We start from the raw sequence: 25,435 nt of genomic DNA, 5'->3' as shown, positions 1-25,435 counted from the left end.
AATTTGATATAAAAAAACGGAGAGTCAATATGAAGAATAAAATAAATTTACTGTCAATAGCAGCCTTATCAGTACTATCGCATCTAAGCTTTGCAGCAGATACGCAGACAGATATCAACTTATATCCTACAGGATATAACCAATATAATGGTTCTTTAATCGATTACGATGGACATACCCCTGATTTCAACTACATAGCCATTAGCGATGATTCTTCATCACATCTTGCTGTAAATGCAATTATGCCTTCGGAGTTGGGCTTAACTGGTGAGAACCTTGATACAACTTCTCGCTATATAGGACCAACTGTGTCACAGAATGCTAAAGAAAAGATCGCGTTTACTACTCACTTTAATGTAACCCCAGATGACATAAACGATTTAGCAGTGAAATTTAATGCATACGCAACAATACTTGGCGATCCAAATGATCAGATGAATAAAGCGCTGCCAAGGATTGAATTAAATGGTGCTCTTGTTGGTTACATCACAAGAAGCACCCCAGATGTTAATAGTCCAAATGCTCAATTCATCATTACTCCTGAGACATGTAAAGATCAAGGAGTCTGCTTCAAAGAAGGAGATAATGAATTAGATATAATCTTAAGTAAAACAAGCCTGGAACAGCGTGCTGCCATTAAAGTTGATAGTGTTCAGTTCCTCCATAGTTTGCCGCCGCTAATACCGCTAAAACCAGCAACTCCAGATAGTGGATATAAACCAAATGAAAATCAACAGATTGAGGTAAAGGTGACTAATACTGCTCCACGTGGTTTTGGTCGAGCGATCGGTTTGGGTAGACAATTTGGCGGCTTTCCAGTCTCGCCATCTTGGGCAACGATTCCTGGTTACTCTACCAAGTCTGTACCTGGTCAAAAAACAGTAGACTTCACGTTATATCGATACGGCACAACCGGTGACTTTAAACATGTAAGTTCATTATGGTTGTTAGGTTGCGGTATCGGCTATGATGTTCCAATTATTATTGACGGGGTCAAGACAGAAGTTAGGAAAACCCAAGCCTGTAGCGCAGCTTTAAATGATCAAGTCTATTTACCAGAAAATATCAAAAAGATTGAGTATGTTCTTGGACGTAAGCATACTTTTCTAAGTGATGTTGCTATTAATAAAGTACTGATAACAACTTATAAAAATTAATAATTTTATTACATGATATTTTTGTGTCATTTTATATTGAAAGTGATTATTGACACTCGGTTACAACAATTATGTAAACAAGGGTGTCAATCAATATCAAGATATTGTAACAATAAATTTTAAGATTAATATGGAAAAAATAATGATAAACAAATATGGCTTAGTATCGCTAGTATTATTTTTACTATCACATGTAAGTTTTGCAGCAGAGGTATCTGCTAAAAACGCAGATGAATTTAGTTCATATCAGGATAAAACCTTAATACACCAAAAACTATCAAAGCAAATGGACCCTCAATATAAGCCTAATGAAAATCAGAAAATTGAGGTAACAGTAACTAATACTGCACCAATTGGATTTGGTCGCATTATTGGTTTGGGTAGAGTATTTGGAGACGTTCCAATCTCCCCAGCTTGGGGAGCAGCTAATAGTTACAATATGAAAGCTGTCCCAGGAGGAAAGTCAGTAAACTATGATTTATATAGATATGGCTCAACCGGTGACTTTAAACATGTAAGTTCATTATGGTTGTTAGGTTGTGGTGTCGGCTATGATGTTCCAATTATCATTGACGGTGTCACTACAGAAATTAGGAAAACCCAAGCTTGTAGCGCAGCTTTAAATGATCAAATCTATTTACCAGAAAATATCAAAAAGATTGAGTTTGTTCTTGGGCGTAAACATACTCTTATAAGTGATGTTGCTATTAATGAAGTACAGATAACAACTTATAAAAGTTGATAAAGATCAAGTTTTTTTATGGACATCAGAATAGCCTTTATCACGATGTTGCTATTCAAAAAGTACTGATAACCACATTTAAAAACTCGTAATTCAATCAATCAATTAAATTTAAATATAGAAATATAAGGATAAATATTATGAAAAATATAATTAAATCTCTTTTATTATGCTCAATAATATCAAGCACTGTCTATGCATCCTCATTAGACCCGAATTTTCCAACCATTCCAGCAACAGGTGTAGATAACAATGGTAATCTAGTTGATAAAGAGCAACATTGGAAAAGTTTTTACAATATTGGTGGGTCGTGGCATAGTACTGATGATCAATATATTTTCAAAGGTGCTGAAGCTTTATATGGCAAAGATTCCACTGCACAATATTTAGATATTCACATAGGTGATGAAGGATATTGGGGTACTCAAGCGAAACTAGAATATACCTTCAGTATGAATCCCAAAGTAGGAAATAGTGTCAATCTTTCATTTAATGTATATGCTGCTATTCACAGATATGTTGATAACCCAAGCAACTACCCACAATTGGCAAATGTACACGTTTACTTTAATGATAGAGATATCGGACCTGTAACAAAATTCAAAGTCCAGTCTGGCGATAGTGCCTCTCCAGAGTTTGTCATAACAAATAAAGATTGTGGCAATGATGCATGCTTTAAATCAAGCAACACTATATCTCTTAAATATTCTTATTATGGAGATTATTTAACTTTACTGAAAGTCGATAATGTCAAAGTTAACTACATTCGTACAAGCAATGAAAATAGAGATATTAAAGTGCATCTACATAAAGACGGGGCTGGGCTTGTTATTGGTGTTGGTCGTGCATGGTCATCCTTGGTAACTTCACCAGCATGGGCGATTGGTTATTATACAAAATATGTTGGATGGGGAAACACCATTGATTATACCGTTCCTACATATGGTGAAGCAACGCTTCAGCCTGACCCTGTAAAATATATCTGGCTAGAAGGCTGTGGTATTGGTCATAATGTTCCCGTTTCGGTTGATGGTCGTTTAGTGGAAACCAAATCAACGATGTCCTGTGCCAATGTTTCCTATAGCCGTGTTTCTATCCCATATGACACGACAGATGTCTATATCAATCTCAGTCGTGGTGGCGCTCCAACAAAAGTTGATATTAAAACCATTTACGGATCATAAAAATCAAAAACTTAGGTAACACTTAGCATGTTTAAAAACTATAGAAAAATCAGTATCTGCTTGACTGCTACTTTACTTAGCGGTTTATCGCTAGCTAATACGAGCTCAATGCATAACGCTTCTAACAAAATTGACCAAATTGTTATTTTTGGTGACAGCCTGTCAGATAATGGTAATCTGCATAACAGAACACTGCATCTTTCGATAGGAAATACCCCGCATAATAACTATTATTACGGTCGATTTACCAATAACTATGGGACATGGGCTGATTATCTTGCTAATTACTTTAACCACATGGGTTATTTATCGCATACAGCACCCGATCGTCATTTGGATGAAAAAATGCTAGAGCAGCTGATAGATAAATTGCCCAACGGCACTAACATCATCTTACGCTCTATGTTAAAAACATTGGTTGGTTTCGGAGTGCCTATTGCTAGCATATTAAGTTATGCAAACACGAATAGACATGGCTTTGTCTTAAATTATGCAGTTGGCGGGTCAACTGCTTATAGATATATGCGCCTGTTTCCTGAGTTTTTTGAAGCACAATTTGACATGATTACATACAATCTACGATTAGGAAGAAATGATTATAATGACTTTATTGGTAACAACTGGATGCTAAATCCATCGACCTTTGATCCAGACCCTAATGCAGATGGAAAATATCGTGGTAAATTTATCTTTACTGCTGATGGCGATATCGTACAACCATTTGTCACAGGTAGCCTACAAAACCAATTTTGGGCATATAAGATCGAGCAAGAAGCAAAGAATACGCTTGATAGCAATCATATAAAACAAAATACACTTGCCGTAGTGCTATCCGGTGCAAATGATTATCTAGCCGCTGGACCAAATGATCAAATTAGTGATCAATATATGGCATACAGACACTCACAGCTTAACCCGATAAGCTTTGCAGCATTTAAAGCGCAACAAAAATTTCAAGTTTTTGACAATCGATATAACTATGATGAGGTGACTCAAAAAGCCTTAAGCGGGATCGAGCTATTAATAAAAAATTTAGAACAAAGCAGTGTCAAAAATATTGTTTTGGTTGGGTTACCGGATATTACTAAAACGCCTAGATTTAATATTTATGACCGACCTCAAAATTATAATGAGCTCAAACAAAAACTATCAACTGCTATCGATAAATACAACACTGGATTACAAAAAATCAGCCAATCTGATCAAGCAGCAAGGATAACTTATATTGATATTAACAATTATTTCACTGATATTTTAGAGCATCATTCAAACGATGTACCTCGATTTGATGACTATTCGCACGCTTGTATTCCAATACCTCAGGATGCTAATCCATCATCAAACACACATCAGTTATTAGATAATATTAAAGAGCTGCACTCTGTCAGCAAGTTATTTGACTATAGAGCGTGTATTGACACCAATATGTTTTGGGATGATGTCCATCCTAATAGTCGAGTGCACAAGTACATTGCAAAAAAGGTAATTTCTTTTTTGAATGCCAACTATAATTTACCTATGCCAAACCACGAAAGCAGTTGTTCAGCAATTGTATTTGAAAAATCTGCTGAGCCTAAGAATATAGCGCATTCTTACTTATCTGGCACCAACTGTAACAATCAAACATTCAATTTAAACCTAAAAGCCGATATCTATGACCATCTTAATCTACTGGATGATGCATCGACAACTCCACAGTCACAAGATAGGGAAAATGGGTACCGTGATCGCTATATACTCTATGTAAAAAGTAATAGCACATTAACTGCTTACAACTCTCAAGGTCAGACCTCTTATATATCACTTAATGATAACGCTGAAAATTATAAAGCACAGTTTAATCAAAATATCTTAAGCATTGAAATGAATAAAGATAGCTTTGAACCTGTGGATTTTTTAAGCCTTACCAGTGACATATAAAGCTGCATTTTGTTTGTAAACTATTTCACATCATAAACTATTTTTCTTATGACAAAAGTACCATATTGCTTTCCGTGATATTTTTGTTATAGAAAAATGTTTTTGGTGTGAATTTATTTCCTCTCCAAACACATAAAATAGCATGCAATATAGCCAGAGATAGCCATGAATAATAATCTGAACATCTAGATATGAACCTTAATGTTCCTAAGTCTTCCAAAGAGGGGGAAGAAGTTGTTTCTCAGTAGCGCAAATGTTGTGGTTGCTGCTACTGAGTTACACTTGATTCAGTATCACACTATCGAATGACTTAAGTTATTGACCATCTTAGCGCATATATTTTATTGGGGTTTTATAAGAAAAAAGCAGGAGATAAAAGTGTCATATATAAACCATATCAAGATTCGTATTCGATCATCTACATGTTTTTGGTGATGCTAATGTTAATGCCTATTATTATAATGTCATTATACAAACGATCATCTCCAATACAATTACGATTGTCTCTTAATTTTGTAACTTTTCATTTTTCAACCCGTAGAACTCACCATTCTACATAAATATCAACCAAATAATAAAAAGGAAAAATATGATAACCATATCTAAACAATCACTCATGGCAATACTGGCAACTTCATTATTGATTGCTAGCGGTAATGCACAAATGCAAGCACAAGCTCAAACCGGTCTATTAGCTGGTGTTAAGCTAGGATACAGCCTTCCTTCTGGAGATTTCAAAAACTTATTGAAAAATAGCAATAATTCCACTAAAGATGGGGGAATTTCTGGCGGTTTTTTTACTGGTTTTGATTATGCGATTAATCCAATTATTAGTGTTGGTGCTGAATGGGGTGCTGATTACGCTCATCAGTTCTCTCAAGTCTCTGATAGTACAAACACAGGAAATCTAAAGTTAAGCTTATTAAGCATCCCTTTATTTATTACCAGTAAGCTTTATGTCCCTGGAGTATCAGGATTAAATGTTTTTGGTAAGGTTGGCTATGCATACAATCGCATTTCTGGCAAATTATCAGATGTTAGCAGTGATATTAGCTCTAGCCATTTTGATCCTGTTGTTGCTGCCGGAGTCGGATATAAAATAGCTCAGTTCAATCTTTTTGCACAATATCAATACAACTGGTTGAAGTCTGATGCGCTTGTCAATCTGCAAAATACCTCTTTAAAAGGTGGATTAAGCACTATCTCGATCGGAGCATCTTACACACTATCTGCCTAAAATTAAGTTTCACACAATTCTTTCTAATCGCATTTCTATAATGGCATAGTCTAATGCTTTGAACCCTGAAAAAGTGACAATAATAAGCAGATGATAAACACAAGCCATGGAATAACTATCGTGACCTCACCAAGCAAAATCGCAAGATTTGATTGCTTCAATAGTGGGAAGTAATACGCCAAAGTCATGGCAAAAACGATAGCAATTATTCCAATAAAAAGTGCATAGATAGAGACCTTATCTAATCTTTTAACTTGCATACAATACATTCCCGCCAACCATTTTTGAGCACTTAGTATGCCGCGGATTGTTAGGTGTGTCCAGTGTGTTATATACACACCATACCCATCGCACACCATCTTACAGTATTTCTGCTATTGAATTTCTCGCACTTTTAGGTGATTGGCTCTTGCTAAGAGTCCTAGCTATTAGCTGCAACCGAATCACCCAAAATTATCAAAAACTTCCTCAACATTAAACACCGCAAAATGATTCACGATGGGTATATGCTTTTTAGATTTTATTCACCAATGAAATCGATCGCTTTTTGTAAGCGTGAAATAACACGCTCTTTACCAAGCCACTTCAAGGTTAAACCAATATCCGGTGACTGCCCGGAACCGGTGACAGCAACACGTACTGGCATGCCAACTTTCCCCATGCCAAGATTTAACTCACTCGCTGTGTCCTTTAATAAATGATGCAATGCAAATTCATCCTGCCAACTCTCATCATTTAGTTCCTCAGCTTTATTTCTGACATGCAGCAGCACACTGGCTGCATCTTTGACTAAATGCTTATGAGCCGCTTTGTCATCAAACCCCTCAAATTCACGATAAAAATAAGTAGATTGCTCTGTGAGTTCTTTTAATGTTTTTACTTTTTCTGCCATCACCGGAATGAGCGCATCAAACGCAGGTCCGTTATTGACATCTAAGCCTTGAGCTTGAAAGTGATAAACAAGCTCTTTTGCAACCTCTTGTGTTGGCAAATGACGCATATAGTGCTGATTAAGCCAGTTTAATTTTTCGGTATTAAATGCTGACGCTGAGGCATTGATATCATCTAGCTCAAAATATTCCAAAATCTCATCCATACTAAAGACTTCTTGATCACCATGCGACCATCCTAAGCGAATAAGATAATTAATCAGCGCTTGCGGTAAATAGCCCTCTTCTTTGTATTGCATCACACTCACCGCACCATGGCGTTTAGAGAGCTTTTTGCCATCATCACCTAAAATCATTGGGACATGCGCAAACACAGGCACTTCAGCATTTAAGGCGTGATATAAATTGATCTGTCGTGGTGTATTATTAACATGATCATCACCGCGCACCACATGGGTGATTTGCATATCGCTATCATCGACAACCACACAAAAGTTATATGTCGGCGCACCATCTGAGCGCTTGATAATCAAATCATCCAACTCACTATTGGCAATTGTGATTTCGCCTTTCACCGCATCAACCCAGCTCACCGCACCTTCTTCTGGATTCTTAAAACGAATGACATGAGGCTTTGAAATATCTTCTTCACTGACATCAAGGTGGCGACAATGTCCATCATAGCGTGGCTTTTGTTTATTTGCCATTTGCGTTTCTCTTAACTGATCCAAACGCTCGCGCGAGCAATAGCAGCGATAGGCTTTGCCTTCTGCTAACAGCTGATCAATAACCTCTTGATAGCGATCAAAATGCTCAGTTTGATAGTATGGCGCACTATCGGCATGTAGCCCTAGCCAATCCATGCCATCTAAAATTGCCTGTACAGCTTCTGGTGTTGAACGCTCAAGATCAGTATCCTCCACACGCAATACAAATTCACCGTTATTTTTACGCGCATAAACCCACGAAAAAAGTGCAGTTCTTGCGCCACCAACATGCAAATACCCCGTAGGACTCGGGGCAAAACGCGTTTTTACTCTTTTAGTCACGTACTTACCTATTTACCTTAATTTATTGTCTCTTTAATCAAAAAATAGTACTTACACCACTCACCAATCATTTTACGAACGGTATATTGAAAAACGCTGACTAGTGTACTGGAAAACACCGTGCGAATAAACCATGATGTTATTGCTAAGATTTGCATTTTTGCTTTCATCTTTTAGCAAGGAGCTGCTACAATGAGCCACTTTTAAGCAATTTTTGGCATAACACTACGCCACCTTCATATGTCTTTCATCTACAATTGCCATATCAACAATAGTTATTCATTCTCACGTATTATTTATTTGCTCAAAAATCCTTAGCGCTTTTTTTGCTGTAACTTTCAGCTTCTCCATCTATAAATTGAATTGCAAATATAAAACCAATATGATCACGCTTAAGGTAGAATCATGAGTACTCAAACTTCACAAATAATTGAGGCTAAAACCCTCAAAGTTAATTTTATTCTTTCCATTGTTTACGTGCTTTTTAGCCTAGTCATTGTCTATTTCGCACAGTCCTTAACTGTACTACTAGACGTCGGCTATTCAGTCATTACACTATTGATCTATGCCGCTTCACTCTATGTTATCAAGAAAATTAATCAACCTGCTAATAAGCGTTACCCCTATGGTTATCATCGCTTAGAGCCTGTATTTGTCCTTTTACAAGCTGGATTTATTCTAATCGTTGCCGCAAGCGTTATCATTATGGCAATTGTTAACCTTATGACGCATGCCGTCACACCTAACTATTTATTTGCCTTTATCGCTTCTATCACTGGCACGCTTACTTGCAGCATAATGTATTTTTATGTTCGCAATGCTGCGCGCAAAACAGGCTCAAAAATTTTGCATGCTGATGCAGAGCTGTGGAAAGCAGATGCCTTACTCAGTGCCTCTGTTGATATCTCCCTTGCTATTGCCCTGATATTAGTATTTTTTGGCTTGCCACATATTGCCATCTATATCGACCCAATTATTGCTATTATCATGGGGTTTGTGATCACGATCAAACCATTAAAACTGATTAAAGAAGCGGGGCTTAACTTATTAGATGCATCGGTTGCACCTGAGTTGCGTGAGAAAATCACCCAGGCAGCCAACCTAATTTGCTCTAATCAAGGCTTAAGCATTCAAAACAGTATCGTCACCCAATCTGGACGTTTTTTATTTGTTGATGTGCATTTAAAGCTTCCGCAAACTTTACCAACGCAAGAGTTGCGTAATTTAAAAGCAACCTTACTAAAACACTACAAGGACAATCATAAAGAAAATGTCGTTTACGTTTACCTAAGCATCTAATCTTATACCTTTCTTGCAATAAAGCTTGTTGATTGAATATCTAAAATCTCAACTTCATCACCCACCTTGGCATCCTCGACCAGAACACGCCATTCAGTGTCACCAATCTTTGCTTTGGCAACGCCTGAGTGACTTTCTTTTGTGATCACAACAACCTTACTAATGTAACGCCCCAAACGATCATTGACATCAAGTTGCACATTATTTCTTTGCTTACGCTTTTTCAGAGAAAAATACCCCAACAGCATTGAGCCTAAGGCAAAGACACCTGCTAACAGCAATTGCCAATTGATCGGCAACTCAGGATAAAACCACATAATTACCCCTAGCAGCAAGGCTGATATCGCAAAAAACAAGAAAAACATCGTTAAAGTAAAAATTTCAATAATCAGCAAAATCCCCATTAAAACCCACCAATGCCAATACAACATATTCTATCCACCTTAATTTGTCATGCTTTAACCTGCATCGACTTTAACAACTCACTGATCCCGCCAACAGAACCTATGATATTAGATGCCTCTAATGGCATCATAATTGTTTTACTGTTATCCGATGACGCAATCGCGCCCACTGCTTCAATATACTTTAATGCCACAAAGTATTGAATCGCTTGAATATCTCCTTTGGCGATGGCATTAGAAACGGTTTCAGTGGCAACTGCCTCGGCTTGCGCTGTCCGCTCACGCGCTTCAGCTTCACGAAATTGAGCTTCTTTGTAACCTTCGGCTTCTAACGCTTGTTTCATTTTTTGTGCTTCTGCTGCAAGAATCTCAGATTGTTTTTCCCCTTCGGCCTTTAATATAGCCGCTTGACGCACCCCTTCAGCACGCAAGATCTCAGCACGCTTCTCACGCTCTGCTTTCATCTGCTGCGCCATTGCGTCTAATAAATCGCGAGGTGGTGTGATATCTTTAATCTCGACACGAACGATTTTAACACCCCATGGATCCGTCGCCTCATCTAGCACTGACAATAGTTTAGCATTCATAAAGTCACGATTCGACAGCATTTCATCCAAATCAATCCCACCTAAAACCGTACGGATATTCGTCATGATTAAGTTTTCTAATGCTAGGGGTAAATCATTGATCACATAAGTGACCTTCTTTGCATCAAGTACTTGGAAAAAGGCAACGCCATCGACTTGGACACTGGCGTTATCGCGACTGATAACTTCCTGCTTTCTGACATTGAGCACGGTCTCTTTTAAACTCACGCGACTACGCACGCGATCGATTAGCGGGAAAATGATATTTAACCCCGGATGCAAAGTTTTATAGTAACGCCCAAAGCGCTCAACCACAAACTCTGATGCTTGTGGCACCACCTTGACGGAGGCAAAAACAAACACAATTGCTAAAACAATAATCACGATAGGAATCAATGCGTGAAGTGCCATGTTACTACTCCTGTAAAGCTAACTTACGCACCAAAGTGTAGTTAGTTTCGCTTAACTTTCCAAGCATTTCCAGTAAATCAATCTGATTTGTTTTACAACTCAAAAAAAACATCTACACTGAAGATCACAATCATGTACGATATATACGCTTGCTTATGGATACTATTGCAATTATTGATGATGAACGAGACATTCGCGAAGGACTTGCTAGCTACCTTCAACAAAACCACTTTGATACTGCTGTATTTGAGGATGGTCTAACCTTTTTAGAGGATTTTCAAAAACGTGATTTTTCCTTGGTGATCCTTGATGTGATGATGCCTAAAATCGATGGTCTTGAGGTCTGTCGTGAACTAAGAAAAAAATCGAGCGTCCCCGTGATCTTCTTATCGGCAGCTGGAGAAGCATTTGATCGCATTTTAGGACTTGAAGTCGGTGCGGATGATTATATTAGTAAACCCTTTAATCCACGTGAGGTGCTTGTGCGTGTTAAAACAGTTTTGCGCCGTCGCGGCAATACCAGCAATAGCACCCATGGCGCAATTGAAACAAACGACTGGGTGATTTCCCCTAATAAGCGTACATTGACCTATCCTAATGGCGAAGAAATCAAGTTTACACCGGCTGTTTATGAGCTTTTCGAATACCTATATCAACACAAGGGTGAAACCGTCTCGCGCGAGCAAACCTTTGAAGCGCTTTTGAAGCGTCCCTTTGAAGAGTTTGATCGCACGATTGATATTCGCATTAGTCGGCTACGTAAAATGCTTGATAACAACCCTCAAGATGGCACCAGCTATATCCAGACAGTTAAAGGTGCTGGTTATTTATTTGATTTAAAAGACTAAAGATATGAATATCAACCTTCGCAAAGTCATTCGCAGTCAAAAAAAGGCTTTTCATATCGGCATAAGTTGTGCATTTTTCTTAATCTTCTTGCAATTTATTACCTCAAGTTACTATGTTTATTCCGGCATCAACTTTCAACGCTCAGCTGAGATTAAAAACTACGACCCGACAAAACAAAATGGCATATCAACCTTAAGCTTATTTGATCTAGCTAACATCGAAACTAATGAGGACAACTATATTCATGATCGCTTTGCTTTTTATTCAACCTTTCCATCATGTACTCAGTTAGGCATTTCACAGCTTTTAAATAAAGTTGAAAAACCAATTAATAAATGTGAGAGTTTCTTAAATAGCAACGGGACGTGGCTTAATGTCGTTTATTACTCAAAATTCCAACTTAACACCCCCGTTAGCATTGTCTTTGGCGTTGTTGTCAGCGTGTTGTTTTTATTTATTTTGTTATTTTTAATTCAAATTAAATGGAGTATTCCTTTCTTTGAGTTCCAACGCTTCGCTCAAGATATGGGACTTCGTCTTGAAGCCACACCAATTCAAATGCAACACGGGATTTTTGCTAAGGAAACTGCCGATACCTTTAACTTTATGCAAGATCGTATCAATCATGTATTAACCTATCAAAACAAGCTTCTTGCAATGACCTGTCATGATATCAGAACACCTTTAGCACGCATTCAAGGACGTCGCTTGCAAGATCAAAGTGAGCTATCAATCAAGGATCAACGTGATATTCACGAAATCAATCATATGCTTGATGATCTTGTCCTTTTCTCCAAAGAAAACTGGCTAAGTGGTATTCAGTTTGAACAGACCAATGTTTGTGATTTTTTTGATGAGCTTATTGCTGAATACATCGAAAATAATAAAAATGTACGTCTTATCAATCAAATGGATGATGATTTAGAGCTTGATCTTAAGCGTCCAGCGTTCAAGCGCGCTATTAACAATATCATTAATAATGGGCTTAAACATGGCACCGAAGTGATGATCACTTTACAAACACGTTTAAAAGAATCATCCAAGCCTTCACTGATTATTGATATTTCAGATAATGGGCCAGGCATTCCAGAAAATGAAATCCACAATATATTCACCCCTTTTTATACAGGCTCCTCCAAGAAAAAAGGCAATGGCTTGGGACTTGCTATTACCAAAGAAATTATCGATATTCACCAAGGAAAACTGAAGGTCAGTAATGCTACAAATGGAGGGCTTAATGTTCAGATTGTTATCTAAAACATGGCAGCTTAATGCATTATTGCTGCTTTGCTGCTTAATTTTTTCAGGTATTGCTTTTACCTTATACTCTGCTTTTATCATTCAAAAAGTTGCTTTGCACGATGTTTATTACAATAGCCGCCTGTACACATCCACCTATCACTTTTTACTGGTGAGTTTGTTTTCACTGGGCTTTTTCTTGCTGCCTTTTTTAAACATCTTCTCACGCAGCTTTAACCATAGGCGGCTACTTATGATTTGCCTTGCAGTACAATTTATCTCAATACTTATACTTTATTATCACTTCAACTTTATGAGTCTTTTGTTCTCTGTCGTATCGATGTCCTTAACAAATATTATCTTTGTGCTGATCATCTTAAATTTATGGGCAATAACCCCTGCTAAATATCGTTTTTTTGTCATCTCAATCAGCTACGCAATTAAAACGGCTATTCTGACGGCTTTTTTTAATGCCACCTATAGCTACCATCAAACCGTTGATAATCCTTACTTTCTATTGGTTTGCACTATTTTTATTATTATCAGTGCTACTTCCTTATTATTTTGCAGCTTAAATATTCAAAAAAAAGTAGCATATCATAGCTATACCGATCATTTATTTATTAATATCTTTTATCTTATGCGTCACTCGCGTGTTTTTTTCAAAACCACTGCAATTGCGATTATTATCACGGTAGTCTCTATTTATTTAGATAAAATCAAATTTCAGGCACTTGTACATTATAGCGATTACTTAACACCTAGTCTGTTTTTAAAAACAGCCCCAATTAACCTCTTACTAGCAGCGATTATTTGCTATATTGCCAGTATCAAGAGGCTCAAAACTCAGCTTGCCATCTTACTTATTGTGATCTTTTGTGTTAGTTCTATTAGTTTGCTCACCATGCTGTATTTAAGTAGCAATATCAGTATTAATTTATTTTTTAGCTCATTATTTATTACTGATCAAGCCATTGGCTTTCTTGCCTATGCTTTTATTATTGGCATTTGTATCGATAAATTACTCAATGAGTTCAAGCGCAGTCAAGTGTTTGCCTTTAGCGTCTTTTATGTCCTCACCGGTGTGATGGTGTGGACGATTCTACAGATCTTAAATGCAGTATTTTAGGACGCATATACTCAAGCTACACACTTGCTCCGCTTCGCAAGCTTAGCACTCCTCTGGCAATGGATAGGTTTGTTACCTCTCTCCTCGCGGGATTGCTCGTACAGCTCAATTGTGCGAGTGAGGGGTAATTTAAACTTAACTTAGTTTGTTTGATTACTATTCTTCATCGCTCTCAGCCACCCAATTCTCAGGTGGCATCAGGTAAACGACGCGCCAACCTGCTTCAGGCGTGTATTGGCTATCAGGAGAAACTACGTGAATTTGTGATTTTTTATTGATATAAAATAATGGAATTGCCTGCTGGTTGAGGGATAAAAACTGCTCCCAATTAAACTCATTACTAATGGTTGTCGTTTTAACTTGTCCGCCTTGTTTGATAATACTTCTTAATGTTTGGTAAGACAGATCTTTACTAAACAAGCGCTTGGCATATTTTTTAGTAAGATACGTGAGCTTAGAATTTGCTTTGTTTTGCGCTGTTGGCAAGACAAATACAGACGCTCGCCCTTCAAACTCACGATAGTATTTGACTGCTGCCAAAGTATTCATCTGCTCACTGGAAGAGCAACCAAGCATGCGCCCAATGCCCACCAGATTCAAATGCCAATCAGCATGCTCTGATACGGAGCTGCCATAATAACAGGTCAAGCCTTGCAAACGACACGCCTGAACACTACGCCAACTAGTATCAGCAAGTACGACATGGACATCGTTATTATGAAGCTCCTTAGCAATGCTTCGAGCTAAAGTATTACCACCAATGACTAAAAAACCGCGTGGCTCGGGTGCCGATGCATGTAATATTTTTGCCAAAAATGGCGACGTGAGACTCTGGATAATTACCGTACCCAAGATAATCATAAAGACAATAAGAACGAGTAGCTCACCCTCTTGTGGCAAGCCCAAATTTTCAATGACCTTGATTGAGAATAATGCAGCCACGGCAGCGGCAACAATCCCGCGAGGTGCGATCCACCCCACCATTATACGTTCACGCCAATTAAGCTCACTGCCTAAAGTTGAGAAGCCCGCAGCAATTGGTCTGACAATAAATTGCAATATCAGCACCAACACAATGGCTTTCCACCATACGGCTTCTAAGTACTCAAAACTAACATTCGCACCTAAAATGATAAATAAACTTGATATTAAGATAAGGCTTAAGGATTCTTTAAAATCAAGAATTTCCTCAATATGGGCATTAGGCATGTTACCGACGATAATCCCCATAATAGTGACAATCAAAAGCCCGCCGCCTTCAACAATATGCTCAGCAATCACAAAGCTGGTAATCACAAATGACAGCACAAACATATTATTTAAATAGCTTGACACCCATTGTTTTTTAAGCACAGTACCCAAAAGAAACCCAGCAACCAAGCCACCTATACCACCAACGAGGAATACTAATAAAATATGCACGGTGATATGCCAAAAGGCATTGTATTGTGAAGCAGTAATCGCGGTAAAAACAATTACCGCTAACAGCGCACCGATCGGATCAACCAACATGCCTTCCCAACGGATGATATTGGCAAGCTTTTCTGTTGGGCGCACGCTACGCAAAATCGGCACAACAACCGTAGGACCACTGACCGAAGATATCGCACCAATAAGGGCTGCGACTTTCCATGAAATATCAAAGAGGTAGTGCACTAAAAAAGTCGTTAAAATCGCGGTAATCAAAAGTCCAATCGTCACGATATTTCTTACTGTTCCACCCAAGCCTTTGATTTCTCTGAACTTCAAACTCATACAGCCTTCAAAAAGAATAATTGCCACACAAATTGAAACAATCGGGTATAGCATATCCTTAAAAACAAGTGTCGGACGCAAAAACTGGTAATGATCACCTAAAACTAGTTGACTCACAGGTCCCAATAAAATCCCAACAATCAATAAAAATAAAATTGCCGGCAGACGCAGACGCCACGCTAACCATTGACAAGCAAAGCCCAACAATAAAATAACCATTAACACAATAGGGATATAGGTTGTTGAGGCAAAAAAGTTACTAACTTCCACGTAGGTCGTCTTCCTTGTTGATTTAATTCCGGATAATTGTAGCAAACAACTTGATAAGCGAAAGTACTTTTTCACCGTCTTTGATTATCGAATAGCTATAGATACCCACGTGCTAGTCCGTGAGTATCTATTTTTGATTAAAGAACGAGTACAGATTATATATATCTCCAACTTCTTCTTTATTAGGGAAAGTAAATCCCTTAAATAATGAGCTTAGAGTTTGACCATCACTTTCAATACTGGCATTTCTAAGATCTATCTTAGTATATCTGCCATTTGATTGTATATAGTATACATAATTCTCATTGCCAAAATTAACCATTTGATCATATATGATGGCACAATTAGTAGTGTGTGAACCCAAGAACGATTTTAGTGCCAAATTCAAAACATAATCTTGGTTACTTTTAATAGAAAAGTTATTTCCATCATAGGTATAATCTGAGACATTTATTGATGAATTATTGCAAGAGTCAGTCATATCTACAGACACGTAAATGCTACCTAAAGGATAACTAAAAGTTACATCACTATGATTGTATTGCGGGCGTTCATCATTGCTGTTTGTCACTATATCTGGATAGTCTATTAAAGATGAAGTAATCTCGTGTGTTTTTTCATTATAGATGTAATTTACAGGTTTATTTGATTTTGGATCTGTAGTATGAATTAATAAATAATTTTCCCCTTGGTATATATGAGTAATCATTTTATCTAAAATACCTTTAAATAAATCATGAGTGTAGCCAACATCTGATACAGTCTTATTATTAAAATCAATACTTATATAATAAGGACCGTATAATAAATATGTTTTTTTATCGATAGTATTATAAAAACTTATTAGTTTCATTGTCCCCGGTAATGCATAAGTGGCAGCAGAATCATCCACAAATTGTTGCGCATCATTCTGAGTAGGAAATCTTTTCATTAATTCATATTTAATCCAACTTAATTTATTCGAGATACGTGCAAAATCTCCTGATGAGTGAGTTACAGCTGAAAGTTTGTCATAATCTTTACCAATTAACAAAGCAGAACCAGAATCTCCAGGTTGGCTTGAGCCATTAACCTGTGAAACCTCTACGCTATTTGGAGACGCATACACTACAGGATTAATCACCTGCCATAAGCCTTGTGCTGACGACGAATCACTTGAAGAATGACCAAGCTGCATAGTATTGTCACCTTGTGATAGATTCGTATCATAAAAGTATGAAGACAACCCAATACTCTCCTGCTTTGACAATCTTAATAAGAATTTATCTAATGCACTTTGACCAAATAACAACGGATCATCAGAAACGTATTGAACAGTATACGGGTTATAATTAATCAAATTTTTAAGCTGATCTTCTGTTGGGATAAATATTATCCCAACATCATCAGTTTTTTCAGTAGAATAGTTACTCCATTTAGAGGATAAATCATAACTTTGAGTAGGATCGGCATAAGATGTCATTATCCTAAAATATGCTCCTGGACTATCACTATTGGGATAATAGATGTAATAGTCACTTATGACTTGATCAGGGTGATTATCACTCCTAAGGCAATGACTAGCAGTTAATATGGCATGTTTGCTAATAAAACTCCCACTACAAGTTCCTAAGCGTGTACTAGGAAGTATTGTATATACTTCAACTGCCCATGCTTTAGTATTTTCTTCTACCTTTTTAACACCCGTACCTGTTAATGCAAAAGATAGTACAGGAAAAGATAAGGCACACGATAGTAAAGATAATTTTTTCATTCTTTCACTCCATTTTGGCATATTAACCTTTAATTGAACTGACAATCGATAGATTTAAGGAAATTTCAGAACCAGTTATTTGTTTTAATATGACGCATAACAACATCGCTACATTTACTCGCCCCGTGAGACACCCCCAAAAACTATACAAGCGTAGATACTAACAAAACAATATGTAGATAGTATGTATATAAAATTAATAACCATATTTAAATGATAAAACTTTCACTGAGAGCTAGAAAGCTGTTCAAGAACGAAGTGACCTCCCCCATACCATGATCTCTACAATGTAGGCTTCTAGGTGATAGAATTGCAGGAAACAACCAGGATTATTAGCAAAATTGAATCAGCCGAAAGAGTGTAAAGTTCATGGTTTATCTGCGATATATGGAGACAATACCCGTAAGGGTAATTCATCAATTGCCCCTACACTGCCATAAAAATACTCAACAAGGTAATACTGACAATAGAGAATATAAACATCTTGCGCGCCCAATGGGCTTTATCTTCAGCCTTAAATCCTTTAATACTCAATGCAATCCAAGCAATCCCTAAGATAAATGCTACTGCCAAATACAATAAATGGACATGTGCAATCACTGCTAACATTAATGTCGCAATAACATATAACACAACAAAAATAAGCGCATTAACTTGGGTGTATAGCATACTGCGCTTAAGCGGTAAGACAGGGATATTCGCTGCAGCATAATCATCTTTGCGATAAATTGCAATCGCAAAGAAGTGTGGCATTTGCCAGCAGACTAAAATAATAAATAGCGTCAATGCGACTGCATCAAATCGATTGGTCACTGCGGTATAGCCAATCACTGGCGGAACAGCACCAGAAATAGCACCAACCACTGTGCCAAAAATTGAGCTTCTCTTAAACCATAATGTATAAGCCACGACATAGGCAAATAAGCCAATGGCGGCAATAATTACCGTTAGGTTATTTGTTCCTAGATACAATGCGACAAAACCAACAATGCCTAAGATAAATGAATAACTTACAGCAAAACGTAACGATACTAAACCACAAGCAGATGGTCGCTTTTGTGTACGCTTCATGAGCTGATCAATATCGCGATCGATATAGTTATTCAAAACACAGCCACAAGCAATAACAAATGCCATACCAATGAGCGCACTTAAAAAAACGACCCAAGAAAAATTACCTTGTACCGCAACAAAAAAGCCACCGCACAAGGTAACGATATTACCGAAAATAATTCCCGGCTTGATAAGTTTAATGAGTTTCATTAACGTTACATGACCATCATCATGCTGTAAAGATTGAACATAATCCATAACGTACCGATAACTAGAATTAATACAACAATCACTGCAAATATGAAGCTAATCATATTCCAGCGTGCTTTTGAGTCTGTACTTAAGTGCAAAAAGAATACTAACTGCACATACAATTGGATAAGTGCCAAAATCGCTACCGAGATATACAGCCCAACTGGAGAGAAGACTTTAAACCCAACTAAGCTAAATGCGATAACGGTAATAATGATCGATAACACAAACCCAGTGATATAAGTTTTGTGCGTGCCATATGCCGCACCCGTTTCGTGATCGTATAAATGTTCGCCTGCCATATTAGATTGCTCCCATTAAGTAGACAACTGAGAATACAAAAATCCACACGATATCCAAAAAGTGCCAGAACAAACCTAAGTAGGTTAGCTTTGTTTTGCTCATTGGCGTGATACCATGCTTACGGATTTGAAAAATCATACTCACAATCCAGATTAAACCAATGCTTACGTGCAAGCCATGTGTTCCAACTAAGGTGAAGAACGACGATAAAAATGCACTTGTCGCCCAAGTATGACCTTCCATATATAAGTGATGGAATTCATAGACTTCCATAATGATAAAGCCTAGACCAAATAGGAATGTCACCCATAACCAACCCGTAATCACTTTAATGTTACCTGAGTTGCGCGATAGCATTGCCAAGCCAAAGGTAAAGCTACTGATCAATAAGAGCATGGTTTCAATAAATACAAATGGTAAGCTAAATAGCTCTTTGGCACTAGGACCACCAAATGTATGGGTGTGAAATACCGCATATACTGCAAACAAAGTCGCAAATAATACGCAGTCACTCATAATATAAATCCAAAAACCAAATACGCTTTTGGAACCATCATAGTGGTGGTGATGTTCACCGTGATGGTTTTCTACTGCTGTAGTACTCATACGCCCACCTTCTTCATTTTTTCAATTTCACCTTCAGTTTCTTCAACTTCTTTGGCTTTCACATAGTAATCAATATCGTAATTAAACGAACGTGAAATTACAGAAGCCAGAATACCTAACAATCCAACGCCAGCTAGCCACCAGATATGCCAAACCATAGCAAAACCAAAAACCAAGCTAAATGCACCAATAATAAAGGCAACACCTGTGTTTCTTGGCATATGAATATCTTCATATGGACGCTTCTCAGCAATTGGGCGATTCTCGATATTTAAGCCTTTTTTCTTCTGCTCCCAAAAGGCATCCAATGAATCAACCACAGGATCATGCGCAAAGTTATAAAAAGGTGCAGGAGAAGCAATTGCCCACTCAAGCGTATGTCCACCCCATGCATCACCCGTTAAATCACGATTTTTATGACGGTTTTTAATACTGACAATCACTTGAATCACTTGCAAAAGTATTCCTATTGCGATAAGCATCGAACCAACCCACGCCACGATCAACCATGGTTGGAAGCCAGTTGCTGCATCATAGTGATATAAACGGCGAGTCATACCAATCGCACCTAAATAATAAAGCGGCATAAAGGCGACAAAGAAGCCAACAATCCAGAACCAGAATGCCCATTTACCCAAGCGCTCGTTAAGCTTAAAGCCAAACATTTTAGGGAACCAATAAGTCAAGCCAGCAAAGGCACCAAATACCACGCCACCAATAATCACATTATGGAAATGTGCGATCAAGAACACACTGTTGTGCATTTGGAAATCAACGCCTGGAACAGACAATAACACACCGGTCATACCACCAATAGTAAATGTTACTAAAAAGCCCATTAACCAGTACATTGGTGACGTAAAGGTAATGCGTCCACGGAACATGGTAAACAACCAGTTGAAAATTTTAACCCCCGTTGGAATCGCAATAATCATCGTCATAATCCCAAAGAAGGCGTTAACATTGGCGCCTGCCCCCATCGTGAAGAAGTGATGCAACCATACCGAGAATGCCAAGACTGTAATGGCTATCGTTGCTCCAACCATTGTTGCATAACCAAAAAGTTTTTTCTTTGAGAATACTGATGTAATTTCTGAGAAAACCCCAAACATCGGTAAAATCAAAATATAAACTTCAGGGTGCCCCCAAATCCAGATCAAATTAATATACATCATCTGATCGCCACCACCACTCGTGGTAAAGAAGTGCATATCTAAGTAACGATCAAAGGTTAACAATGCTAAAGTTACTGTTAATACTGGGAAAGCAGCAATAACAAGAATCACCGTACACAATGCAGTCCATGTAAAGACTGGCATTTTCATTAATGTCATACCCTTGCAACGCATTTTAATAATGGTGACAAAGAAGTTAACGCCTGTTAACAGTGAACCTATACCAGATATCTGCAGCGCCCATATCCAGTAATCGACCCCGACCCCGGGGCTAAAAGCAGTCTCCGAATAAGGGGGATAAGCCAACCAACCAGTATGCGCAAAATCACCGATTAATAGTGACATGTTTACTAAGATCACGCCAACCACAAAAAGCCAAAAACTCAAGGCATTAAGGTATGGGAATGCCACATCGCGCGCACCAATTTGTAATGGTACAGCAACGTTGAGCAAACCAAAAACAATAGGCATTGCCACAAAGAAAATCATAATCACACCATGTGCGGTAAAGATCTGATCAAAATGCTGTGGAATCAAATAGCCTGTATGATCGCCTGATGATAGCGCTTGTTGTGTACGCATCATTGCCGCATCGACAAACCCGCGAAATAACATCACCATCGCCACGATGATATACATAATACCAATTTTTTTATGGTCTACTGTTGTGAACCATTCACGCCACAAGTAGCCCCACTTTTTAAAGTAGGTCACACCACCTACCAACAACAACCCACCAACAACAATAAATATAAACATTCCAAGAATGATTAACTGCTGGCTTACGGGTTCCCACAAATACGGGAAGACCGTATGCGGATCGCTCAGTCTTCCAATCAATGCTTCTAACATATTCGTTCCCTATTTATTCACACTTAGTGGCTCATTTCTGACATATGATGCATATGTCCCATCATGCCTGGTTTATAGTTTGGCATCATGTAGTACATAACAATGTCATTAAACAAATTCTTATCGACTTGACCATAATAGGTCACTGGATTATTAATGGATTGTTTTACCAAATGATCCCAGAAATAATCCCACGTCAGATCTTTCTTAGCCGTTTTCACTTCAATGACCCACTTATTAAAATCAGCTTCAGAGGTAGCATCTGCAAAAAACTGCATATGCGCAAAGCCTTCACCAGTGTAGTTAGCTGAGAAGCCACGATACTCACCTGGATTAGTTGCCAACAAATGAAGCTTAGTGATCATGCCAGTCATCGCATAAATTTGCCCACCTAGTTGCGGAATAAAGAACGAGTTCATAGGTGCTGCTGATGTAATTCTAAAATTAATCGGACGCCCAACAGGGATAACGATTTTATTAACCGTTGCGATATCATATTGCGGATAAATAAACATCCATTTCCAATCTAATGCCACGACCTCAATTTCAACAGGTGCTTTATCAGATTTTAGTGGTTTGTACGGGTTAAGTGAATGCGTTGTCACCCAAGTTACAATACCTAAAATCAAAATAATCACACACGGAATCGCCCACCAGACGATTTCAAGTGCTGTGCTGTGTGACCAATCTGGACGATATTTTGACTTGGTTGCAGAGTCGCGATAGCGCCATGCAAACCAAAACGTCAAGAAAATCACTGGTATTACCACGATTAACATTAACAAAATAGCAAATATCAATAGCCTAAGCTCGTGATGCGCGATAGGTCCTTGCGGATCCAGCACACCTGAGGAGCACCCCCCAAGCAACATTGCTGGCAATAATACCATCAATGCAACAAACGGCTTAGCTAAAGGCTTTTTGCGCTTTAATTTTCTGCCTCCAACACTTGACAAAGACAATGGCTTAACCATCCTTTTTAGTGTGGATACAAAAAAGTACAAGTACTTGATCATATCGATTTCCTTAGTTCCTTTATATCTAGCTAAGTTATTGGAAAATAACTTAGCGCATAGTATAACTATTTTTTTCCTAATTAAAACTGGCATGATTGACTTTATAGCGAAAAGGTATTTATCACATTTAAAACATGAATGATTATTAGCCAATTTCATTTGGATTCAAAGATCCAAACCAAAATACCAATTTCCTAAAAAAATATCTTACACAAATAACATTACATAGTTTGTTAACAAATATCAGATAGCATCATCTATGACAACAGGATATATCAACATTTAAGTTGTCTTTAATATTATCAATCAAACCATATACTCTTAAGTGATAAAATTAAGAAATACTTAAGAGTTGCATAAAAAAGGAATAATTATGATTAAATATATTTGGCAATCTAATAAGAAAAAACTGCTTACTTTATCATTAGCATCATTATCTGGTGGGATTGGATTCAATCATGCCAATGCAACTATATCAGTGAGCCCAGATATATGCTATAAGGCTTCGAGTAATTATAATGACGGATTTGGGAACCTAAATGTATGCCCATATATTGCTGGCTCATTAAATAATGGAGCAGATGGACAGACTATTACCAGACGATCTGTATCAACTATTGACATGGTAGAAGGCGCGTTAGATAGAGATACTGTCACAACGTTTGGAATTAATGAATATGAGTTTGAATTATTAACGCATGGAAATCCTTTAGTATTTTTAATTGCTTCATTTGAAAAAAGTCTAGCCCCTAGCTATGAGAGTTTTATTGCCAGCGGTGTTACCTCAACAGTTGGCGATCTTATATACTACTTTAATCACCCTAGTGAAAATCTTGATAGTTCAATGTATTTTGCTCTCATGGATAATGCGTGGGGTGATATTTGGAAGAGCTTTCCAACTGATTCAAGGTGGATTAATGGATTTAACGATGAACATTATTCATGGGCAAATTCAAGAGGTGCCGTTGAAGTTTCACCTAGCTATTTACAAGAATTCGCCGAAGGTAAGCAAAATGAAAATAAATCATTTATAGCTATCTCATCAAATCAGGAGCTTCAATACGTGACTGCAGTTGAATATGTTAGAGTTGCTAATAATACCATTGTAACTCACGTGCCCAGCCCAACCAACATTAATACCTCTAATCTTGAGATTAGTGAAACACAGAACAATTGTGATTTTTATTCATTCGGCTATATTGGAGGATTCGAAGCTTGCGACGTCCAGATTAATGGAACCTTTACTATGAAAATACCAGATGATGCTTTTAAATCATCAGCTGGCGTTGATTATCTAAATAATGATCAAGTTAAAATCACATCGCTGAATGTCTCTGTGATGGTTAAAGGCAATGATACGTTATATAAAAAGAATGTCCCCGTAACTTTTGCGCAAGGCACTGATAAGCATACCATAACAGTTACACTTAACGTAGATGGCGGACTTGGGAAGTTGGGTTATATGATGATCTATCCGAGCTTTAGCGATAGTTACAAGCTTGAGGTTAATTATACAGCATCTATTCCACTACCTAGTCATGATCAATTAAAATATGCCTATACTAAAAACTCCAGTTGGACTAAGAGTAATTGGTGGCCAAATAAAAAATATCTAGATGGATTACCATCAAGTATCAATATTACTTCAGCATTGGCAGTTACTAGCTAATTAAGCACCAAAAATATAACTCACTCCAAGCGTTAATGCTTGAATTGGGTTTGTATAATTTTCTCCTGCTTGCGGTAATACTGCTTTGTCTTTCTTACCCCAGATATATTGATATTTTGCAAAAATATTAAATCTTGGTGCTACTTGATAACCAATACCAATACTTGTTATAGGATTCCACTTTTTGCCTAACTCATCATCTTGATTTTTGCCCATAAGATAGGTTACCCTTTGAGCAACATATGCCATACCAGCACCTGCTAAAAAGTTCAATCCCATCGGTAGGACGACTTGCGCAGTTAACTGAACAGGCAAAATAAAGGTCGCTTTATAATCAATATCATCATCCCCATAACTTAATAATTTATGCCCATACATAACACTGGTTTGCACACCCAATGCTAGCCAAGGATTAAGCGCGTATTGCCCACCGATATCAAGACTGCCAATAGCGCCACCTGATTTTTTATCCAAACCACTACTTTGATCCCACAGTGATCCAGTAATTTGACCATACCCTCCTTCAACACCAAGAATTAAACCGCTTTGAGCAGTTGCTTGATATTCATTAGCAACTACCAGTATCGGTGTTGACAATATTAAACTAGTTATTAAAATTTTTTTCATTTAACCC

At 37.7% G+C, this 25,435-nt stretch carries 23 protein-coding genes; 10 read left to right on the top strand and 13 right to left on the bottom strand.

Annotated features, from left to right (window positions below):
• Positions 1–29 precede the first annotated feature (29 nt).
• From NYP54_RS08720 to NYP54_RS08700, 5 genes are all read left to right on the top strand, one after another.
• Positions 30–1,157, top strand: coding sequence for a hypothetical protein (locus tag NYP54_RS08720; protein ID WP_283156180.1), 1,128 nt, complete (start codon positions 30–32; stop codon positions 1,155–1,157).
• Positions 1,158–1,299: 142 nt separating this feature from the next.
• Positions 1,300–1,899 (top strand): hypothetical protein, encoded by a 600-nt coding sequence (locus tag NYP54_RS08715; RefSeq protein ID WP_283156179.1) that lies wholly within the window; start codon positions 1,300–1,302, stop codon positions 1,897–1,899.
• A 140-nt stretch (positions 1,900–2,039) separates the two neighbouring features.
• Positions 2,040–3,083, top strand: coding sequence for a hypothetical protein (locus NYP54_RS08710; protein ID WP_283156178.1), 1,044 nt, complete (start codon positions 2,040–2,042; stop codon positions 3,081–3,083).
• A gap of 27 nt (positions 3,084–3,110) precedes the next feature.
• On the top strand, positions 3,111–5,003 hold the full coding sequence (locus tag NYP54_RS08705; RefSeq protein ID WP_283156177.1) for an SGNH/GDSL hydrolase family protein: 1,893 nt from the start codon (positions 3,111–3,113) through the stop codon (positions 5,001–5,003).
• Between the two features lie 589 nt (positions 5,004–5,592).
• Positions 5,593–6,240, top strand: coding sequence for an outer membrane beta-barrel protein (locus NYP54_RS08700; protein ID WP_283156176.1), 648 nt, complete (start codon positions 5,593–5,595; stop codon positions 6,238–6,240).
• 50 nt (positions 6,241–6,290) lie between these two features.
• On the opposite strand, the gene NYP54_RS08695 is transcribed toward NYP54_RS08700, so the two are convergent.
• The 3 genes from NYP54_RS08695 to NYP54_RS08685 all read right to left on the bottom strand — a co-directional run bounded on the left by NYP54_RS08695 (position 6,291) and on the right by NYP54_RS08685 (position 8,349).
• Positions 6,291–6,500 (bottom strand): hypothetical protein, encoded by a 210-nt coding sequence (locus tag NYP54_RS08695; RefSeq protein WP_157968230.1) that lies wholly within the window; start codon positions 6,498–6,500, stop codon positions 6,291–6,293.
• A 260-nt stretch (positions 6,501–6,760) separates the two neighbouring features.
• Positions 6,761–8,179, bottom strand: coding sequence for a glutamate--tRNA ligase (gene gltX, locus NYP54_RS08690; RefSeq protein WP_283156175.1), 1,419 nt, complete (start codon positions 8,177–8,179; stop codon positions 6,761–6,763).
• A gap of 17 nt (positions 8,180–8,196) precedes the next feature.
• Positions 8,197–8,349 (bottom strand): hypothetical protein, encoded by a 153-nt coding sequence (locus tag NYP54_RS08685; RefSeq protein WP_283156174.1) that lies wholly within the window; start codon positions 8,347–8,349, stop codon positions 8,197–8,199.
• A gap of 235 nt (positions 8,350–8,584) precedes the next feature.
• Here NYP54_RS08685 and NYP54_RS08680 point away from each other — a divergent pair, with 235 nt between their 5' ends.
• Positions 8,585–9,478, top strand: coding sequence for a cation diffusion facilitator family transporter (locus tag NYP54_RS08680; RefSeq protein WP_283156173.1), 894 nt, complete (start codon positions 8,585–8,587; stop codon positions 9,476–9,478).
• Positions 9,479–9,480: 2 nt separating this feature from the next.
• Here NYP54_RS08680 and NYP54_RS08675 read toward each other — a convergent pair whose 3' ends face one another.
• Both NYP54_RS08675 and NYP54_RS08670 read right to left on the bottom strand, forming a co-directional pair.
• Entirely contained in the window at positions 9,481–9,909 is a 429-nt protein-coding gene (locus tag NYP54_RS08675; protein ID WP_283156172.1) for an NfeD family protein, read from the bottom strand.
• Positions 9,910–9,929: 20 nt separating this feature from the next.
• Entirely contained in the window at positions 9,930–10,880 is a 951-nt protein-coding gene (locus NYP54_RS08670) for an SPFH domain-containing protein (RefSeq protein ID WP_283156171.1), read from the bottom strand.
• Positions 10,881–11,035: 155 nt separating this feature from the next.
• On the opposite strand from NYP54_RS08670, the gene NYP54_RS08665 reads away from it, so the two are divergent.
• From NYP54_RS08665 to NYP54_RS08655, 3 genes are read left to right on the top strand one after another with little or no spacing between them, the layout of a single operon-like run.
• A complete protein-coding gene (locus tag NYP54_RS08665; RefSeq protein ID WP_283156170.1) occupies positions 11,036–11,728 on the top strand; it encodes a response regulator transcription factor in 693 nt (230 codons plus the stop codon).
• Between the two features lie 4 nt (positions 11,729–11,732).
• Complete coding sequence (locus NYP54_RS08660; protein WP_117002290.1) at positions 11,733–12,986, top strand: HAMP domain-containing sensor histidine kinase; 1,254 nt, start codon at positions 11,733–11,735, stop codon at positions 12,984–12,986.
• A complete protein-coding gene (locus tag NYP54_RS08655) occupies positions 12,967–14,097 on the top strand; it encodes a hypothetical protein (protein ID WP_283156169.1) in 1,131 nt (376 codons plus the stop codon). The genes NYP54_RS08660 and NYP54_RS08655 overlap by 20 nt, the downstream gene beginning before the upstream one ends.
• A gap of 156 nt (positions 14,098–14,253) precedes the next feature.
• On the opposite strand, the gene NYP54_RS08650 is transcribed toward NYP54_RS08655, so the two are convergent.
• The 7 genes from NYP54_RS08650 to cyoA all read right to left on the bottom strand — a co-directional run bounded on the left by NYP54_RS08650 (position 14,254) and on the right by cyoA (position 23,006).
• Complete coding sequence (locus NYP54_RS08650) at positions 14,254–16,122, bottom strand: sodium:proton antiporter (RefSeq protein WP_283156168.1); 1,869 nt, start codon at positions 16,120–16,122, stop codon at positions 14,254–14,256.
• Positions 16,123–16,249: 127 nt separating this feature from the next.
• A complete protein-coding gene (locus tag NYP54_RS08645) occupies positions 16,250–17,875 on the bottom strand; it encodes a trypsin-like serine protease (protein WP_283156167.1) in 1,626 nt (541 codons plus the stop codon).
• A 426-nt stretch (positions 17,876–18,301) separates the two neighbouring features.
• On the bottom strand, positions 18,302–19,186 hold the full coding sequence (gene cyoE / locus NYP54_RS08640) for a heme o synthase (RefSeq protein ID WP_283156166.1): 885 nt from the start codon (positions 19,184–19,186) through the stop codon (positions 18,302–18,304).
• Positions 19,144–19,482 carry a cytochrome o ubiquinol oxidase subunit IV gene (gene cyoD, locus NYP54_RS08635; protein ID WP_117002295.1) on the bottom strand — a complete coding sequence of 113 codons (339 nt, stop codon included), beginning with the start codon at positions 19,480–19,482 and terminating at the stop codon, positions 19,144–19,146. The genes cyoE and cyoD overlap by 43 nt, the downstream gene beginning before the upstream one ends.
• Position 19,483: 1 nt before the next feature.
• Positions 19,484–20,089 (bottom strand): cytochrome o ubiquinol oxidase subunit III, encoded by a 606-nt coding sequence (cyoC, locus tag NYP54_RS08630; protein ID WP_283156165.1) that lies wholly within the window; start codon positions 20,087–20,089, stop codon positions 19,484–19,486.
• A complete protein-coding gene (gene cyoB / locus NYP54_RS08625) occupies positions 20,086–22,116 on the bottom strand; it encodes a cytochrome o ubiquinol oxidase subunit I (protein ID WP_283156164.1) in 2,031 nt (676 codons plus the stop codon). Before cyoB ends, cyoC begins: the two co-directional genes overlap by 4 nt.
• Before the next feature lie 23 nt (positions 22,117–22,139).
• Positions 22,140–23,006 carry a ubiquinol oxidase subunit II gene (cyoA, locus tag NYP54_RS08620; RefSeq protein WP_349293384.1) on the bottom strand — a complete coding sequence of 289 codons (867 nt, stop codon included), beginning with the start codon at positions 23,004–23,006 and terminating at the stop codon, positions 22,140–22,142.
• A 499-nt stretch (positions 23,007–23,505) separates the two neighbouring features.
• Between cyoA and NYP54_RS08615 the strand changes: the two genes are divergently transcribed.
• The gene (locus tag NYP54_RS08615) at positions 23,506–24,801 is read left to right on the top strand and encodes a hypothetical protein (protein WP_283156162.1); all 1,296 of its coding nucleotides are present in this window, start codon (positions 23,506–23,508) and stop codon (positions 24,799–24,801) included.
• Here NYP54_RS08615 and NYP54_RS08610 read toward each other — a convergent pair whose 3' ends face one another.
• Positions 24,802–25,428, bottom strand: coding sequence for an outer membrane beta-barrel protein (locus NYP54_RS08610; protein WP_283156161.1), 627 nt, complete (start codon positions 25,426–25,428; stop codon positions 24,802–24,804). It lies immediately after the preceding gene.
• Positions 25,429–25,435 lie beyond the last annotated feature (7 nt).

The sequence above is a fragment of the Cysteiniphilum sp. QT6929 genome (assembly GCF_030035755.1).
Lineage (GTDB): Bacteria > Pseudomonadota > Gammaproteobacteria > Francisellales > Francisellaceae > Caedibacter > Caedibacter litoralis.
Note: the sequence above shows the minus strand (reverse complement) of the source record. Positions and strands in the feature narration are given on the sequence as shown.